The following is a 15,694-nucleotide window of genomic DNA, read 5'->3' on the forward strand; positions in this document are numbered from 1 at the left end:
CATGGGTCAACGAGTCCTGTTGCGCGGTGCGCGCATCTTCAGCCCGGCCGCTCCCGACGCCACCGCCCTGCTGATGGACGACGGTGTCATCAGCTGGCTCGGTGCCGACGCCGACGCCCCGGCCGCCGATAAAACCATGGACCTCGACGGCGCCCTGGTCACCCCCGCGTTCGTCGACGCGCACGTGCACGTCACCGACACCGGCGTCACGATGCAGGGCCTCGACCTGGCCGCCACCCGCAGCCGCGCCGACGTGCTCGACCGGCTCGCCCGGCACGCCGCCGGCCAGGCACCCGACGCCGTCGTGCTCGGCCACGGCTGGGACGAGTCCCGCTGGCCCGACCCGACCCCGCCCCGCCCGGCCGAACTCGACCGGGCCGCCGCCGGCCGCCGGGTCTACCTCTCCCGCGCCGACGTGCACTCCTGCGTCGTCTCCACCGCCCTGCTCGCCGCCGCGAACCCCGCCACCCCCGGCCACGACCCGGGCGGCTGGCTCACCCGCGACGCCCACCACGAGGTCCGCGCCGTCGCCCTCGGCTCGCTCGGCCCCACCCAGCGCCGCGACGCCCAGCGGCACGCGCTCAAGCAGGCCGCCCGGGCCGGAGTCGCCGCCGTCCACGAGTGCGGCGGCCCGGAGATCTCCAGCGAGGACGACTTCACCGGCCTGCTCGCCCTGGCCGGCCCGGACTCGGCCGGCACCGAGCGGCTGCCCGAGGTGTACGGGTACTGGGGCGAACTCGGCGCCGCCAAGAAGGCCCGCGACCTCGGCGCGCTCGGCGCGGCCGGCGACCTGTTCGCCGACGGCGCCCTCGGCTCCCGCACCGCCCACCTGCGCGAGCCCTACACCGACGAGCCCGACCGGTGCGGCCACGGCTACGTCACCGCCAACCAGGTCGCCGCCCACCTCGTCGAGTGCACCGAAAACGAACTGCAGGGCGGCTTCCACGCGATCGGCGACGCCGCGCTGGCCACCGTCGTCGCCGGGTTCGCCCTCGCCGCCGGCAAGGTCGGGCTCGACCGGCTGCGGGCCCGCCGGCACCGCGTCGAACACGTCGAGATGGTCGACAAGAGGCTCATCGGCGGCCTCGTCGAGTTCGGTGTCATCGCGTCCGTGCAGCCGGTCTTCGACTGGCGGTGGGGCGGCACCGACCGCATGTACGCCACCCGCCTCGGCGTCGACCGGGCCCTCGCGGCGAACCCGTTCGGGTCGATGGCCGGCGTCGGCGTCACCCTCGCGTTCGGGTCCGACTCGCCGGTGACCCCGGTCGACCCGTGGTCGGCCGTCTACGCCGCCGTGTTCCACCGCAACCCGACCCAGCGGCTGAGCGTCCGCCAGGCGTTCGCCGCGCACACCCGCGGCGGCTGGCGCGCCGTCCACCGCGACGCCGAGGGCGTGCTCGCCCCCGGCGCGCCGGCCACGCTCGCCGCCTGGGACTGGAACGGCGACCTGCTGCGCGGCCTGCCGGTCTTCTCCGACGACCCGGACGCGCCGACCCACGACAAGCCCCGGTGCCGCCTCACCGTCCTGAGAGGCACCCCGATCCACTGGACGTCGACCTGATGCTCGATCTCGACCCCGCACTGGTCGCGCGCGCCCGGGCGCTGGCCGCCCGCGCCGGGCAGCCCGTCGTCGACCTGGCCCGCACCCGCACCACCGTCGCCGTCGAACGCGCCACGCTGCGCCTGGCCGGCGTCACCGGCGCCGACCCCGACGGCATCCCGTGGGTGAACCGCCTCGTCGACGCCGTCGACGCCGGGATCGGGCTGCACCACGGCGTCGCCGTGCCGGTGTTCCACGCCATGCGCCGCGACGGCGTCACCGATCCGACGGTCCTGGCGCAGAAGGCCGCCGCCGGGTCCGTCCCCTTCGACCTGCCGGCGAAAGGCGCCGCGACGGCGGCGCGGCGCGCGGCCGACCGCGCGGTCGCCGCCGGCCTGAAGACGGTGGACCGCCAGCGCCGGTCCCGCGATCGCCTGATCGCCAAACTCGGCGACCCGAAGCAGCGCCCGTGGATCTACCTGATCGTCGCCACCGGCGACATCTACGAGGACATCCCGCAGGCCCAGGCCGCCGCCCGCGCCGGCGCCGACGTGATCGCCGTGATCCGCTCGACCGGCCAGTCGCTGCTCGACTACGTGCCCGAGGGCGCCACCCGCGAGGGCTTCGCCGGCACCTACGCCACGCAGGAGAACTTCCGCCTGATGCGGGCCGCGCTGGACGAGGTCTCCCGCGAGGTCGGGCGGTACGTGCGGCTGACCAACTACGCCTCCGGCCTGTGCATGCCCGAGATCGCCGTGCTCGCCGGGCTGGAACGCCTCGACATGATGCTCAACGACTCGATGTACGGGATCCTGTTCCGCGACATCAACCCCGTGCGGACGTTCGTCGACCAGCGGTTCGCGCGGCAGGTCCACGCCCGCGCCGGGATCATCATCAACACCGGCGAGGACAACTACCTCACCACCGCCGACGCGGTCGAGGCCGCGCACACCGTCACCGTGTCCCAGCTGCTGAACGAGTTCTTCGCCCACGAGGCCGGCCTCCCCGACGCCCAACTCGGCCTCGGCCACGCCTTCGAGATCAACCCCGACCTCCCCGACTCGTTCCGCCTGGAGCTGGCCCACGCCCTGCTGGCCCGCGAACTCTTCCCCGACGCGCCGCTGAAGTGGATGCCCCCGACCAAGCACATGACCGGCGACGTCTTCCGCGGCAACCTCCTCGACGGCTTCTTCAACCTCGCCGGCGTCCTCACCGGCCAGGGCATCCTCCTGGTCGGCATGATGACCGAGGCCGTGGTGACACCGTGGCTCAGCGACCGCGACATCGCGCTGCAGAACGTCCGCTACGTTCTGAACGCCTGCGGCGGTCTCTCCGAAGACTTCGCCCCGAAACCGGGCGGCTTCATCCAGCAGCGCGCCGATCTGGTGCTGAACGAGGCCGTGACCCTGCTCGAACGCATCGCCGCCGAGGGCCTGCTCCCGGCGATCGCCGACGGCACGTTCGGCATCATGAAACGCCCGGCGGACGCCGGAAAAGGCCTGGCCGGCGTAGTCCAGAAAGCCGACGACTACTACAACCCGGCGGTGGCCGCCCTGGACGCCGCGTGAGCCCACACAGAGGCGCATTCGTGCGGTTTACTTGCACGATGAGGCGCGAAACTCCCGCTGCGGCGGTGCCCGGTGCTGCGTAGCTTCCGTGTCGCCAACCACAAGTCGATCCGCGCCGCCCAGGAGTTGGTCCTCCTCCCGGCGTACGACAAGTCCCGTCCGGTCACCCCGGTGGCCGCGATCTACGGCGCGAACGCGTCGGGCAAGTCCAACCTCCTGGACGCCCTCACCTGGATGCGCCAGGCGGTTCTGGATTCCTTCGCGTCCTGGACCCCCAGCGGCGGCGTGCCCCGGGTCCCGTTCAAGCTCGACCCCGCAGCGTCGGCGGAGTCGTCGGGGTACGCGGTCGACCTGATCCTCGGCGGCGTCCGCCATTACTACGGCTTCGTCGTCGACGACAACATGGTCCGCGAGGAATGGCTGCACACGTTCCCGAAGGGCCGCCGCCGCGTCATCTTCGAACGGGAAGGCGCCGACTGGACCTTCGGTTCCACCGTTCGCGGTCCGCTGGACGCCGCCCGTGACCTGACCCGCGCCAACGCCCTATTCCTCAGCGTTGCCGCCCGATCGAACATCACCGAATGCGAGTCCCTGTTCCGCTGGTTCGACAAGGGACTGGTCTGCGCCGAACCCGGTCCGACGATAAGCGCGGATGTTCACCGAGCCTTGGCCGCGAACTCCCCCCGGCGGGACGTCATTCTCGACCTTCTCCGAGTTGCTGATCTTGGAATCACCAACGTCGAGCTTATGGACGACGTTCTGGAGTCGTTATTCGGCGGTGCGATCGTCCAACACCGGGTATCGGAGACCTTGCGTGCAGATCAAGACGAACCCGAAATCGCCGAACGTTACGAGGTTATTTCGCATCCCACCGTGTCGGGCAAGTCGGTCAACCTCTCGTCGGCGTGGGCGCGCGCACAGAGATCAAGTAGTCGACTTCTCTTCTATCACGGCGATCACCCGGTGCCCTTGACCGCGGCAGAGGAATCCGCGGGCACCAGGACATGGCTGAACCTCACCGTGGCGATCGCTGGCGCGCTGGACGGGCCGACGGTGCTACTTCTCGACGAGGCCGACACCACCCTGCACCCGCACCTGGCGCGGCACCTCGTCAACCTGTTCCGGAGCCCGCAGATCAACCCGCTCGGGGCGCAGCTGATCTTCACCTCCCACGACGCCACCATGCTCGACGAGGACACCCTGTCCCGCGACGAGATCTGGTTCGTCGAGAAGGACCCTTCGGCGCAGACGACCCGGCTCTACTCGCTGGCCGAGTTCCGGCCCCGCAAGCACGAGAACACCGAGCGCCGCTACCTCGCCGGCAGCTACGGAGCGGTGCCTGTCCTGTCGGAGTTCGCGTCGCGCCGAGCGCTGGCACGGGGAACCGATCCCGATGCGGCGTAACCCACCGACCCGGCGCCGCGGCGACCTTCCGACGAAACACACGGTGCTCGTCTACTGCGGCGGCCTCCGGACCGAGCCGGAGTACTTCGACGGGCTCAAACTCGAAAACCGGAGCAGCGCGGTCAGCGTCCGGATCGTCGCGGAGGGCGCGGATCCGGAGCGGCTCGTCCGGCGTGCCGCGGGGCACCGCAACCGCCAGCCGGGTGTGTTCGACGAGGTCTGGTGCGTGACCGACGTCGACCAGTTCGACCTCACCCGGGCCGTCGCGCTCGCCCGGAAGGAGCGCGTCAGCCTCGCCGTGTCGAACCCGTGTTTCGAGCTCTGGCTGCTGCTGCACCACGCCGACTGCACCGCCCACTGCACCGGCTACGACGACGTCGCGACCAGGCTGAAGAAGTACGTCCGCGACTACGACAAGTGCCGGCTGAACTTCGCCGCGTATCGCGACAAGATCGACGACGCGGTGGAGCGGGCACGCAAGCTCGACCCCGACGGCACGGCGTTCACCGCCAACCCCTCCACGAACGTGTGGCAGTTGGTCGAAAGGATCCGCGCGTCATGAGTGACTACGTTCGGCCGTACGGGGACACCACCGGCGACGGCATGGTGCAGATCAGTTTTACCCTGCCCATCCCGCACGACAAGAAGGCCGAAGGGGCGGCCCTGCAGCTCGCCGCCAAGATGGGCCTGGACCCGGCCATGCTGGTGCACGCCAAGCAGATGGGCACCGGCTTCACGTTCTTCGTCGTCTACGGGCGGGTCAACCACCTGGTGAACCTCGACGAGGTGACCGTCGTCGAGCGGGACTACCCCTTGCTGGCGGCCAAGGAGGTGAACTCCACGGTGCGGGCGAACCTGCGGCGCAAGCTCGTCGTCGTCGGGGCGTGCATCGGGACCGACGCGCACACGGTGGGCATCGACGCCATTCTCAACGTCAAGGGGGTGGCGGGGGAGAAGGGCCTGGAGTACTACCGGGAACTGCGGGTGGTCAACATGGGCGCCCAGGTCACCGTGCCCGACCTGGTCGCCGCGGCCCGGCAGGAGAAGGCCGACGCGGTGCTGGTCAGCCAGGTGGTCACGCAGAAGGACGCCCACCTGCACAACACCCGCGAGATGTCGGCCGCGTTCCGGGAGTCGTACCCGGAGAGCAAGAGGCCGCTGCTCGTCGTCGGTGGGCCGCGCTTCGACGAGTCGATGGCCGGCGAGCTCGGCGTCGACCGGATCTTCAGCCGTGGCACCACCCCGCGCGAGGTGGCCAGCTACCTGGTGCACGCCCTGAGCAGCACAGCAGCCAAGGAGAAGAAGAAGTGATCGGGACCACCGTCACCCACCGCCGCTACGTCGCGAACTCGCACTATGCGGGCAACCTCGTCGACGGCGCCTACGCCCTCGGCCTGTTCGGCGACGCCGCCACCGAACTGTGCATCCGCACCGACGGCGACGAGGGCCTGTTCGCCGGCTACGAGGAGATCCGTTTCGTCGCGCCGATCTACGCCGGCGACGTCGTCGAGGTCACGGCGTCGGTCACCCGGGTAGGCACCCGCAGCCGCCGCGTCGAGTTCTCCTGCGCGATCCACTGCCGTCGGCAGCCGGAGATCTCGGAGTCGGCGTCGCAGGTTCTGGAACCCCCGGTGGTCGCGGTGGTCGCGACCGGCACGGTGGTCGTTCCCGTTTCGCGGTGACGCGCATCAAAGCGCGCACAGCGGCGTGCGTCGACGTCGGGTCGACGTACACGAAGGCCGCGATCGTCGACGTCGACAGCGGCGCCCTGCTCGCCACCGCCAGCCACCCCACCACGTCGGACACCGACGTCCTGCACGGCCTGGACAAAGCGATCGCGGCCACCGGCCACACACCGGACGAGACGTACGTGTGCTCGTCGGCCGGCGGCGGGCTGCGGCTGGCCGTCGTCGGGTACGAGGCGCTCGTCAGCGCCGAGGCCGGCCGGCGGGTGGCGCTGTCGGCCGGTGCCCGGGTGGTGCACGTGGCCGCCGGCCGGCTCGACGGTGCCGGTGTCGCCGCGTTGCGGGCGGCGCGGCCCGACGTGGTGCTGCTCGTCGGCGGCACCGACGGCGGCGACGCCGACACGCTGCTGCACAACGCCGCCCGGCTGGGCACCGTCCGGTGGCGGCGGCCGGTGGTGCTCGCCGGCAACGCCGACGCCCGCGCCGACGCCGTCGCGGCCCTCCGCGCGGTGCCGCACGTGAGCTGCGACAACGTGCTGCCCCGCGTCGGCGACCTGCGGCCCGGGCCGGCCCGGACGGCGATCCGCGACGTGTTCCTGCGCCACGTCATCGGCGGCAAGGGTCTCTCGCGCGGGCGCCGGTTCGCCGCCCTGGTCCGCGCTGCCACTCCCGACGCGGTGCTCACCGGCGTCGAACTGCTCGCCGCGACCCGGCCCGGCAGCGGGCTGCTCGTCGTCGACGTCGGCGGCGCCACCACCGACGTGTACTCGGTGCTGCCCGACACCGGGTCGGCCGGTGCCGAGGTCGCCGGGACGGCCTGGCACGGCCGCACCGTCGAGGGCGACCTCGGCGTCCGCTGGTCGGCCGGCGGGGTCATCGAGGCCGCCCGCGCCGAACGGATGCCGGTCCGCGACGGGCTCGAGCAGGCCGCGGCCGCGCACTCCGCCGACCCGGGCCGGCCCGCCGACCCCGGCACCGACCTGCCCCTGGCCGCGCTCGCGGCGACGGTGGCGGTCCGCCGGCACGCCCGCGGCGAACCCGTCGCCGACGGTGTCCGCCGCGGCGGCCGCGACCTGCGCGACGTGTCGCTGGTGATCGGGTCCGGCGGGGTGCTCCGGCACGCGCCCGCCGCGGACGCCCGCACGGTGCTGGCCGCGGTGACCGGCGACCTCGCCGGCGGCTGGTCGGTGCCCCGGGCACCGGTGCTGGCGATCGACACCGCCTACGTCCTGGCGCCCGCCGGCCTCCTCGCCGCCGACCACCCCGACGCGGCCGTGGCGCTGCTGCGGGCCCACCTGCTCCCGGCGCCGCCCGGCCCTGGATAGCCGGCTGCCGGGCCACGCATCGAGCGCCGTATGGGGCTGGCGGCCCTGGATGGCCGGCACCACTGCGTGCGCATCGAGCGCCGTTTATTCGGGCGGCCGTGTGGGTGGGCGTCCACATGGCGAGCAGCGTGTAGCCGCCGTGTGGGCGACGGCTTGACATGGTCCGGGGGTGGGCGCGTACCGTCGTCAGGTCCTACAACGGCGAGCGGTGTCGGTCCGCCTTGCCCCTTCGTCCGACCGGGAACGCCCGGGCCACCCAGGTCCGGTTGTGCGGCCCGGCACCGGGCGGGGGTCGAGCGGGGTGCGGCGGTTCGGTGCGCTCTTCGGTGTCGGGCAGGGTCGCGTGGTCAGTAGACAACGGCCGCGGGCGTGCAACCGGCACGTACCGGGTCGGAACGAAGACCACGGGTGCTCGTCCCTGCCGCACCGGCCGTCCTAGGGCCTGGAACCGCGGGGCGCGGCCGGCATCTGCCGGACGCGCCCCGATGTGTTACCTGGGAGAACCGACAGGTACGTGTGGCCGTTCGAGCCTTCCCCGATATGCCGGCGTGATCCGAGCACCTGCACAATTGGACCCGGTATGCGAGTAAACCTGAGTACACAGGGGGAGGGCGGGACGTGACGGTGCTGGAAGCCCGCCCCGCCCAGGAAGACCCGGACCGTGGACAACCCCATCCGGTGACGCGTGCCCTGCTGCGGCTGCGGCCGCTGCTGTACGCGGTCGGTGCCGCATTGGCGTTGATCTTCGCGTTTCCGCCGCACGACCTGTGGTTCCTGGCCCCGGTCGGTGTCGCGCTGTTCGCGCTGGCAACGCACGGTCGGCGGGCCCGCGCCGGTGCCGCGCTCGGGTTCGTCGCCGGCGCGATCTTCTTCGGTGTCCTGCTGAACTGGACGAGCATCCAGGTCGGGAAGATGCCGTGGGTGCTGCTGGTCGGGCTGCAGGCCGGGTTCATGGCGTTGCAGGGTGCCGCGGCGGCGTACGTGAGTCCGTTGCTGGTGCGCCGCGTCTGGCTGTTCGGCCCGGTGACGGCCGCGTTGTGGACGCTGCAGGAGGCGCTGCGCGGGCGGATCCCGTTCGGCGGGTTCCCGTGGGGTCGGCTGGCGTTCAGCCAGGGCGACTCGCCGCTGCTCGGGTTCGCTGCCGCCGGTGGGGCGCCGCTGGTGACCTTCGCCACGGCGCTGGTCGGAGGGCTGCTGGTCGCTCTCTTGATGAATGTCACCGGCGCCGGGGTCCGTACCCGATCGACCGTGCCCATGGCGTCCGCTCAGGTTGTGAAACGCGGCGCGGCCCTGGCCGGCGCCGCGGGCCTGGTGGTGGTCGCCGGCCTGGCCGTTCCGAAGACCGAACCTGGCGGAACGGCCGTGACCGTCGCGATCGTGCAGGGCAACGTGCCGCGCCTCGGCCTGGACTTCAACGAGCAGCGCCGCGCCGTGCTCGACAACCACGTCAACGCCACCCTGGATCTCGCCCGGCGCGTCGACGCCGGCCAGACGCCGCGGCCCGACCTGGTGGTGTGGCCGGAGAACGCGTCGGACATCGACCCGCTGCGCAACCCCGATGCGGCCACCCGGATCAGCGAGGCCGCCGACGCGATCGGCGCGCCGATCCTGGTGGGGACGCTCGGGGTGGCGCCGGACGACCCCGAGAAGATCATCAACGTGGGGCAGGTGTGGAACCCGCGCACCGGCCCCGGTGACCGCTACATCAAGCAGCATCCGGTGCCGTTCGCGGAGTATGTCCCGTTCCGGTCGCTGGCGCGGAAGGTCACCGACAAGGTCGACCTGGTGCGCCGCGACTTCGCCCCCGGCGACCGGCCGGGCGTGCTGCAGCTCGGGCCGGCCCGGATCGGCGACGTGATCTGCTTCGAGGTCGCCTACGACGGGCTCGTGCGCGACGCCGTCGTGTCCGGCGGGCAGCTGATCGCCGTGCAGACGAACAACGCCACGTTCAACGTCGCCGAGGCCGAACAGCAACTGGCGATGGTGCGGCTGCGCGCCGTCGAGCACGGGCAGGACGCGTTGATGGCGTCCACCGTTGGAGTGTCCGGATTTGTGGACGCCCATGGGCGGGTATACGGTGCAACGTCGTTCTTCACGGCGGCCGTCGTCGTCCGCCAGCTACACATCGATAATCGTCGTACCCTGGCGACGCGACTCGGAGCCGGGCCGGAGTACCTGTTCATCGCCGGAGCACTCGCGGCACTCGTGGCCGCGGCGCTGATCCGTCGACGCACGAAGACCGAGGAGGAGCAGTGACGGACGCCGTCAACCCCCAGGACGGCCCTGTCGACGGCCCTGTGGATGGCCCAGTCGACGGTTACCCGGGCGTGGGCCGGGTCCTGGTGGTCATTCCGACCTACAACGAGGCCGACAACGTGCGGATCATCGTCGACCGGGTCCGGAAGGCCACCCCGAACGTCGACGTGCTGGTCGCCGACGACGGCAGCCCGGACGGAACCGGCGCCATCGTCGACGAGCTGGCCGCGGCCGACGCGCAGGTCCACGCGCTGCACCGCACCGCCAAGGAGGGCCTGGGCGCCGCCTACGTCGCCGGGTTCTCGTGGGCCCGCGACCGCGCCTACGACGCGGTCGTCGAGATGGACGCCGACGGGTCGCACCAGCCGGAGCAGCTCCACCTCCTCCTCGACGCGCTGGCCGAGTCGGACGCGGTGCTCGGCTCCCGGTACGTGCCCGGCGGCAAGACCGTCAACTGGCCGGTGAGCCGGCAGTTGATCTCCCGCATCGGCAACATCTACGTGCGGGTGGTCCTCGGCATGCCCGTCCGGGACGCCACCGGCGGCTACCGCGCCTACCGCATGCCGGTCCTCGACAAGATCGAGATCGACAAGGTGGCGTCGCAGGGCTACTGCTTCCAGGTCGAGGGATCGTGGAAGGCGCACAAGTCCGGCTGCCGGCTGGTCGAGGTGCCGATCACGTTCGTCGAGCGCGAACGCGGGCAGAGCAAGATGAGCCAGAAGATCGTCCGCGAGGCGCTGTGGCGGGTGACGGTGTGGGGCGCCCAGGCCCGCGTCGACGCCGTTCGCCGCTTGTTCCGTAAACGTGCTTAAGTTGACCGCATGCTGAGGCGGTGGCTGGCGACGCTCGGGATCCTGGCGGTCGTCGGTGTGCTCCTTGAACTGGTGGTGCTCGGGCTGGTCGTGTGGCAGCTCGGCGCGGCATGGACGATCGGGCTGCTGATCGTCAAGTACGCCGTCGGCTACGTGCTGGTGCGCCGGACGGGCCGGCGCGGGTGGCGGCAGTTCCGCGCCGCCGTCGACTCGGGCCGGCCGCCCGGCCGCGAAGGCACCGACGCCGCGGTCTCCTTCGGCGCGGCGATGCTCGTGCTGCTGGCCGGGTTCGTCGGGGCGGTCGCCGGGCTGGTGCTGCTGATCCCGCCGGTGCGGCGGGCGTCGGCGCGGCTGGCCGAGCGGGTGGTCGAGCGTCAGCTCACGGCGGTCGCGGCGAGCGGGATGTTCGGACCCCGCCGGGTCAACGTCCAGCGCGACCCGGTGCCCGAGCCGACGGCATCGGCGTCGGCGTCGGAGCCTCCGCCCGACGACGGCAAGCCGCAGGCCGCCCTGGAGGGCGAGATCCTGCCACCCCGGTAGGTTCCCCCGGCGTCGATCTTGCAGTTGTGTCCGCCCTTTCGTCGGAATTCGCCCGTTTTTAGGCGAGCACAACTGCAAGATCGACGCGGTTGAGGCGCGGTGGGAGCACGAAGAGCCCCGCGTCGAGGCCGACGCGGGGCTCTGGAGTCGTGCGGCGTGCTAGGAGGCGCGGCCGCGGCGGGTGCGGACCTCTTGCAGGCGCTCGGCCAGGATGTCTTCCAGCTCGGCTATCGAGCGGCGCTCCAACAGCATGTCCCAGTGGGTGCGCGGCGGCTTGGCCTTCTTCTGCTCCGGCTCGTTGCCGTCGATGAGGCGCGCGACGCTGCCGTCGAACTTGCACTCCCAGGTGGTGGGTACCTCGGCGTCGACGGCGAAAGGCACCTCGAACCGGTGGCCCTTGGCGCACAGGTACTCGCGGGTCTGACGCGGAGCCAGCTCGGTGTTGCGGTCGGACTCGTAGCTGACGGCTCCGAGGCGGCTCCCGCGCAGCATGCGCTCGCCCATGGACGACTTTCCCTTCGGGTAGTGGTGCAAGGTCAGACGGTGTAACGACACCGCACATCGGATCGATTCCCGGTTTCGCCGGAAGTATGCCCGAGGATAACGATGATCACGCCGCTGCGATGCAGCAGGCACCCGCCCGATTTCCTCGATTTTACCGGCACACACGGTGATCGGCCACTACGCCGGGCCGGCGTAGCCCGTCCGAACAGCCCGGTTGCCGGGTCCGATCACCTGAGCGGCTTCCGCCGCGCGTTGCGACAGCGGTGGCTACCATCTGCCCGGACAGGGTGGCAGCGACTCGCGCGCCGCCTGAAGGGAGTACGAACCGGTGGTCTTCAGACGTTTACGGCAGGCGTTCGGCGTGGGCGGTCCCTCGGTGGACACGGTGCTCGCCAACCCGAACACGCGGCCCGGGCTGGCCCTGGAGGGCCAGGTCAACATCCAGGGCGGCGATCACGACGTCACCATCGAGTACGTCGAGCTCGCGCTCGTCACCAAGGTCGAGGTGGAGCACGAGGACGGCGAGTACGACTCGACGGTGGCCTTCCAGCGGCAGCGGGTCACGGGCTCCTTCCAGCTGGCCGCCCAGCAGCCGCTGCAGGTCCCGTTCCAGTTCGCGGTGCCGTGGGAGACGCCGATCACCGAGGTGTTCGGCCAGCACCTGCACGGCATGACGATGGGCCTGCGCACCGAGCTCGAAGTGGCGCGGGCGCTGGACAAGGGTGACCTGGACTCGGTCAACGTGTATCCGCTGCCGATCCAGGAGCGGATCCTGGAGGGCTTCTCCCGGGTCGGGTTCCGGTTCAAGTCGGCCGACCTGGAGCGCGGGCAGCTCCGCGGGGTCCGCCAGACGCTGCCGTTCTACCAGGAGATCGAGCTGTACTCGGCGCCGCAGTATTCGAGCGCGATCAACGAGGTCGAGGTCACGTTCGTCGCCAACCCGCAGGGCGTCGACGTGATCCTGGAGTTCGACAAGAAGGGCGGGCTGCTGTCGTCCGGGTCGGACGCGATCAGCCACTTCCAGGTCGGCCACCACGACGCCGACAGCGTCGACTGGGCGCAGCAGGTCGACGGCTGGGTCCGTCAGGTGGCCCAGCGCCGCAACCTGTTCTTCTGAGCGGACCCGGGGATCTCAGGCTGGTACTGAGATCCCCACGCCGCCCCGGGTGTCCCCGCCGTACTTCGCGATCTCGGCGTCGAGGTTCAACGGCCCGATCTGGGTGCGGGCCTGCAGGGCGGTCTCGTCGAGCAGGTTCGCCGGGATCAGCCAGACGACCTCGAACTCCAGCCCGTCGGGGTCCTTGGCGTAGAGGCTCTTGGTGGTGCCGTGGTCGGACGACCCGACCAGCGCGTCGGCGGCGCGCAGCGCGTCGCGGACCCGGCCGAGTTCGGCCAGCGTGTCGACCTCCCAGGCCAGGTGGTACAGCCCGACCGTGGACCGGCCGGCGGTCGGCGCGCCCGCGGCGGCGCCGATCTCGAACAGGCCCAGGTCGTGGTCGTTCGTCGACCCGGGGGCGCGCAGGAACGCGGCGCCGGGGAAGGCCATGATGCTGGTGAAGCCGAGGACGTCGCCGTAGAAGGCGACGCTGCGCTCGACGTCGCGGACGTAGAGGACGGCGTGGTTGAGGCGGTGGATCGGCACGGCGACCTCCCAGGTAGTTGCTCAAGCAACTATAACATGGACCTTGACCCTCCAGCGGCGGGAGACTCCACGCTGGAGGCATGACAGAGAACCCATATGCCGACGAGGCCCGGGAGCGGTGGGGGAACACCGCGGCGTACCGGCAGTCGCAGGAACGCACGGCACGGTACACCGCGGGCGACTGGGCCGAGATCAAGGCCGCCGGCGACGACCTGAACGAACGGCTCGCCGCCGCGCTGCGGGCCGGGGTGGCCGCCGGCGACCCGGCCGCGATGGACCTCGCCGAGGAGCACCGCCAGCAGCTCAACCGGTACTTCTACGACTGCGACCCCGAGTTCCACCGCGGCCTCGGCGACATGTACGTCGACGACCCGCGGTTCACCGCCACCTACGACGCGGTCACTCCGGGCCTGGCCGCGTACCTGCGCGACGCCATCCACGCCAACGCGGCCCGCGCCTCGGTCTGACCAGACGCCGCCGTACGGTGCCCGCGCACCGTACGGCGGCGCACGGGTCCTACACGAAACCGGACTCGTACGCGGCGATCACCGCCTGGGTCCGGTCCCGGGCGGCCAGCTTGGTGAGGATGTTGCCGACGTGCGTCTTCACCGTCTGGACGCCGACGAACAGCTCACCGGCGATCTCGGTGTTCGACCGGCCCCGGGCCATCAGGCGCAGCACGTCGGCCTCGCGCTGCGTCAGGCCCGCCTCGGCCAGCGGGGCGCCCGTTGCGCCGCCGCCGAACCGGCCGGCCAGGGCTCGGATCGCCGCCGGGAACAGCAGCGAGTCGCCGTCGGCGACCACCCGGATCGCCCCGACGATCTCCTGCGGTCGGGCCCGCTTGAGCACGAAGCCCTGCGCACCCGCCCGCAGGGCGGCGTAGACGTTCTCGTCGCTCTCGAACGTCGTCACCACGAGGATCTTCGGCGGGTGCGGGACGGTCGCCAGGATCTGGCGGGTGGCCTGGATCCCGTCGACGAGCGGCATCCGGATGTCCATCAGGACGACGTCCGGCGCCGACATGCGCACCAGGGGCAGCACCGCCGCGCCGTCGTCGGCCTCGGCGACGACCTCCAGGTCCGGTTCGGCGTCGATGACGGCACGCAGGCCGATCCGGATCAGGGGCTCGTCGTCGGCGAGCAGGACCCGCCGCGTCACGGGGTCACCAGCGGGACGCGGGCCCGGATCCGCCATTCGCCGTCGTCGGGGCCGGCGGTCAGGTCGCCGCCGAGCGCGGCGACCCGTTCGGTCATCCCGCGCAGCCCGCGTCCCGGCCGGCGGGGGGTGCCGTCGAGCCGGTTCACCAGGTCGACCCACAGATCGTCGGCGTCGACCCGCAACCGCAGCCGCACCGGTGCGCGTCCACCGTGCCGGACCGCGTTCGTCAGGCCCTCCTGGACGAGGCGGTACATCTCCCGGGACACCTCGTCGGGCACGGGCCGCAGCTCCACCCGGCTGTCGACGTCGACGCCGGCGTCCCGGACCGCCCGCACCAGCCCGTCGAGGTCGCCGAGGTCGGGTTCCCGCGGCTCGGCACCGACCTCCGTGCCCAGCAGGCCGATCGCCCGGTCGAGCTCCTCCGACGCCGTGCGCGCCGCGTCCTGGACGGCGACGAACGCGGCCCGCGCGAAGGCCGGGTCGGCGTCCAGCCGCCGCTCGCCGGCACCCGCCTGCACGGAGATGACGCTCAACGCGTGACCGAGCGAGTCGTGCAGGTCGCGGGCCAGCCGGGTGCGGATCGCCTGTTCGCGCACCTGCCGGCGCAGGCCGGCCAGCCGGTCGGCGGCCGACGGGCCGAGCAGCGCGGCCGCCAGCCGGGTGAGCAGCGCACCGGCTCCCGCGGCCACGGCGACGAGACCCGCGAGGACGGCCACCGCCGCCGGCGGTCCCCACGCCGCCGACCAGCCGGTCGGCACCACCGTCGTCCCCAGCCGGTGCCCGTGCCAGGGCAGCGTGACCAGCAGGACCATCAGCGGCGGCAGGGTGAGCGTCAGCGCGCTGACGACGCCGCCGAGGGTCAGGTGCGCGACGCACCACGCGCCGGTGCGCAGCCGGTCGACGGCGGTGCGGGCCGGTGCCGCGGACACGGTCACCCCGAGCAGTTCCCGCGCCGCCACGCCCGCCAGCAGCCGGACCGGGCCGGCGAGGCCGGTGACCGCGACCAGCGGCACGGTGCACAGCAGCATGACCAGTTGCGCCGCCAGCGACCCGGCCGCACCGGTCGCCGGGCCGACGGCCGCCTCGATGACCACCTGGGCGAGCAGGAAGTACGGCATCAGCAGGGCACCGCCCAGCAGCAGGTGCACCCACCGCCGCCCGAGAAGCGTCCATTGCATGGCGTCCATCGTGCCAAGCCGGGCCGTCGCGTCGGCTCCCTCCCGTGGGGGAGACGACCCCTACCGGCGCCGGAGGTGCGCC

Annotated in this window: 16 protein-coding genes; 12 read left to right on the plus strand and 4 right to left on the minus strand. The window is 72.2% G+C overall.

Annotated features, from left to right (window positions below; genetic code table 11):
- Window position 1: 1 nt before the first annotated feature.
- From Vau01_RS20415 to Vau01_RS20460, 10 genes are all read left to right on the plus strand, one after another.
- Entirely contained in the window at window positions 2-1,561 is a 1,560-nt protein-coding gene (locus Vau01_RS20415; RefSeq protein ID WP_203995256.1) for an amidohydrolase, read from the plus strand.
- Complete coding sequence (gene kamD, locus Vau01_RS20420) at window positions 1,561-3,108, plus strand: lysine 5,6-aminomutase subunit alpha (protein WP_203995258.1); 1,548 nt, start codon at window positions 1,561-1,563, stop codon at window positions 3,106-3,108. The genes Vau01_RS20415 and kamD overlap by 1 nt, the downstream gene beginning before the upstream one ends.
- 171 nt (window positions 3,109-3,279) lie before the next feature.
- Window positions 3,280-4,512, plus strand: a complete 1,233-nt coding sequence (locus tag Vau01_RS20425; RefSeq protein WP_203995261.1) for an AAA family ATPase — start codon at window positions 3,280-3,282, stop codon at window positions 4,510-4,512.
- On the plus strand, window positions 4,502-5,074 hold the full coding sequence (locus Vau01_RS20430) for an RloB family protein (RefSeq protein WP_203995264.1): 573 nt from the start codon (window positions 4,502-4,504) through the stop codon (window positions 5,072-5,074). Before Vau01_RS20425 ends, Vau01_RS20430 begins: the two co-directional genes overlap by 11 nt.
- The gene (gene kamE / locus Vau01_RS20435; RefSeq protein ID WP_203995274.1) at window positions 5,071-5,823 is read left to right on the plus strand and encodes a lysine 5,6-aminomutase subunit beta; all 753 of its coding nucleotides are present in this window, start codon (window positions 5,071-5,073) and stop codon (window positions 5,821-5,823) included. The genes Vau01_RS20430 and kamE overlap by 4 nt, the downstream gene beginning before the upstream one ends.
- Window positions 5,820-6,194: a 3-aminobutyryl-CoA ammonia lyase gene (gene kal / locus Vau01_RS20440; protein ID WP_203995277.1), complete on the plus strand. Its 375-nt coding sequence runs from the start codon at window positions 5,820-5,822 to the stop codon at window positions 6,192-6,194. Before kamE ends, kal begins: the two co-directional genes overlap by 4 nt.
- A gap of 5 nt (window positions 6,195-6,199) precedes the next feature.
- Window positions 6,200-7,522 (plus strand): glutamate mutase L, encoded by a 1,323-nt coding sequence (locus Vau01_RS20445; protein WP_203995525.1) that lies wholly within the window; start codon window positions 6,200-6,202, stop codon window positions 7,520-7,522.
- Window positions 7,523-8,140: 618 nt separating this feature from the next.
- Window positions 8,141-9,778, plus strand: a complete 1,638-nt coding sequence (lnt, locus tag Vau01_RS20450) for an apolipoprotein N-acyltransferase (protein ID WP_373320279.1) — start codon at window positions 8,141-8,143, stop codon at window positions 9,776-9,778.
- A 41-nt stretch (window positions 9,779-9,819) separates the two neighbouring features.
- Window positions 9,820-10,590 (plus strand): polyprenol monophosphomannose synthase, encoded by a 771-nt coding sequence (locus Vau01_RS20455; RefSeq protein ID WP_239151743.1) that lies wholly within the window; start codon window positions 9,820-9,822, stop codon window positions 10,588-10,590.
- Between the two features lie 9 nt (window positions 10,591-10,599).
- The gene (locus Vau01_RS20460; protein WP_203995282.1) at window positions 10,600-11,130 is read left to right on the plus strand and encodes an FxsA family protein; all 531 of its coding nucleotides are present in this window, start codon (window positions 10,600-10,602) and stop codon (window positions 11,128-11,130) included.
- A 159-nt stretch (window positions 11,131-11,289) separates the two neighbouring features.
- Here Vau01_RS20460 and Vau01_RS20465 read toward each other — a convergent pair whose 3' ends face one another.
- Complete coding sequence (locus tag Vau01_RS20465) at window positions 11,290-11,634, minus strand: RNA polymerase-binding protein RbpA (RefSeq protein ID WP_203995527.1); 345 nt, start codon at window positions 11,632-11,634, stop codon at window positions 11,290-11,292.
- Between the two features lie 328 nt (window positions 11,635-11,962).
- On the opposite strand from Vau01_RS20465, the gene Vau01_RS20470 reads away from it, so the two are divergent.
- Complete coding sequence (locus Vau01_RS20470; RefSeq protein ID WP_203995284.1) at window positions 11,963-12,751, plus strand: sporulation protein; 789 nt, start codon at window positions 11,963-11,965, stop codon at window positions 12,749-12,751.
- A gap of 15 nt (window positions 12,752-12,766) precedes the next feature.
- On the opposite strand, the gene Vau01_RS20475 is transcribed toward Vau01_RS20470, so the two are convergent.
- The gene (locus Vau01_RS20475) at window positions 12,767-13,276 is read right to left on the minus strand and encodes a VOC family protein (protein WP_203995289.1); all 510 of its coding nucleotides are present in this window, start codon (window positions 13,274-13,276) and stop codon (window positions 12,767-12,769) included.
- A gap of 80 nt (window positions 13,277-13,356) precedes the next feature.
- On the opposite strand from Vau01_RS20475, the gene Vau01_RS20480 reads away from it, so the two are divergent.
- A complete protein-coding gene (locus Vau01_RS20480; RefSeq protein WP_203995291.1) occupies window positions 13,357-13,743 on the plus strand; it encodes a TipAS antibiotic-recognition domain-containing protein in 387 nt (128 codons plus the stop codon).
- 49 nt (window positions 13,744-13,792) lie between these two features.
- On the opposite strand, the gene Vau01_RS20485 is transcribed toward Vau01_RS20480, so the two are convergent.
- Both Vau01_RS20485 and Vau01_RS20490 read right to left on the minus strand, forming a co-directional pair.
- Entirely contained in the window at window positions 13,793-14,434 is a 642-nt protein-coding gene (locus tag Vau01_RS20485; RefSeq protein WP_239151725.1) for a response regulator transcription factor, read from the minus strand.
- Window positions 14,431-15,612: a sensor histidine kinase gene (locus Vau01_RS20490; protein WP_203995296.1), complete on the minus strand. Its 1,182-nt coding sequence runs from the start codon at window positions 15,610-15,612 to the stop codon at window positions 14,431-14,433. The genes Vau01_RS20485 and Vau01_RS20490 overlap by 4 nt, the downstream gene beginning before the upstream one ends.
- Window positions 15,613-15,694 lie beyond the last annotated feature (82 nt).

Origin of the sequence: Virgisporangium aurantiacum (assembly GCF_016863635.1) — a bacterium.
In the GTDB taxonomy this organism is placed as follows: Bacteria; Actinomycetota; Actinomycetes; order Mycobacteriales; family Micromonosporaceae; genus Virgisporangium; species Virgisporangium aurantiacum.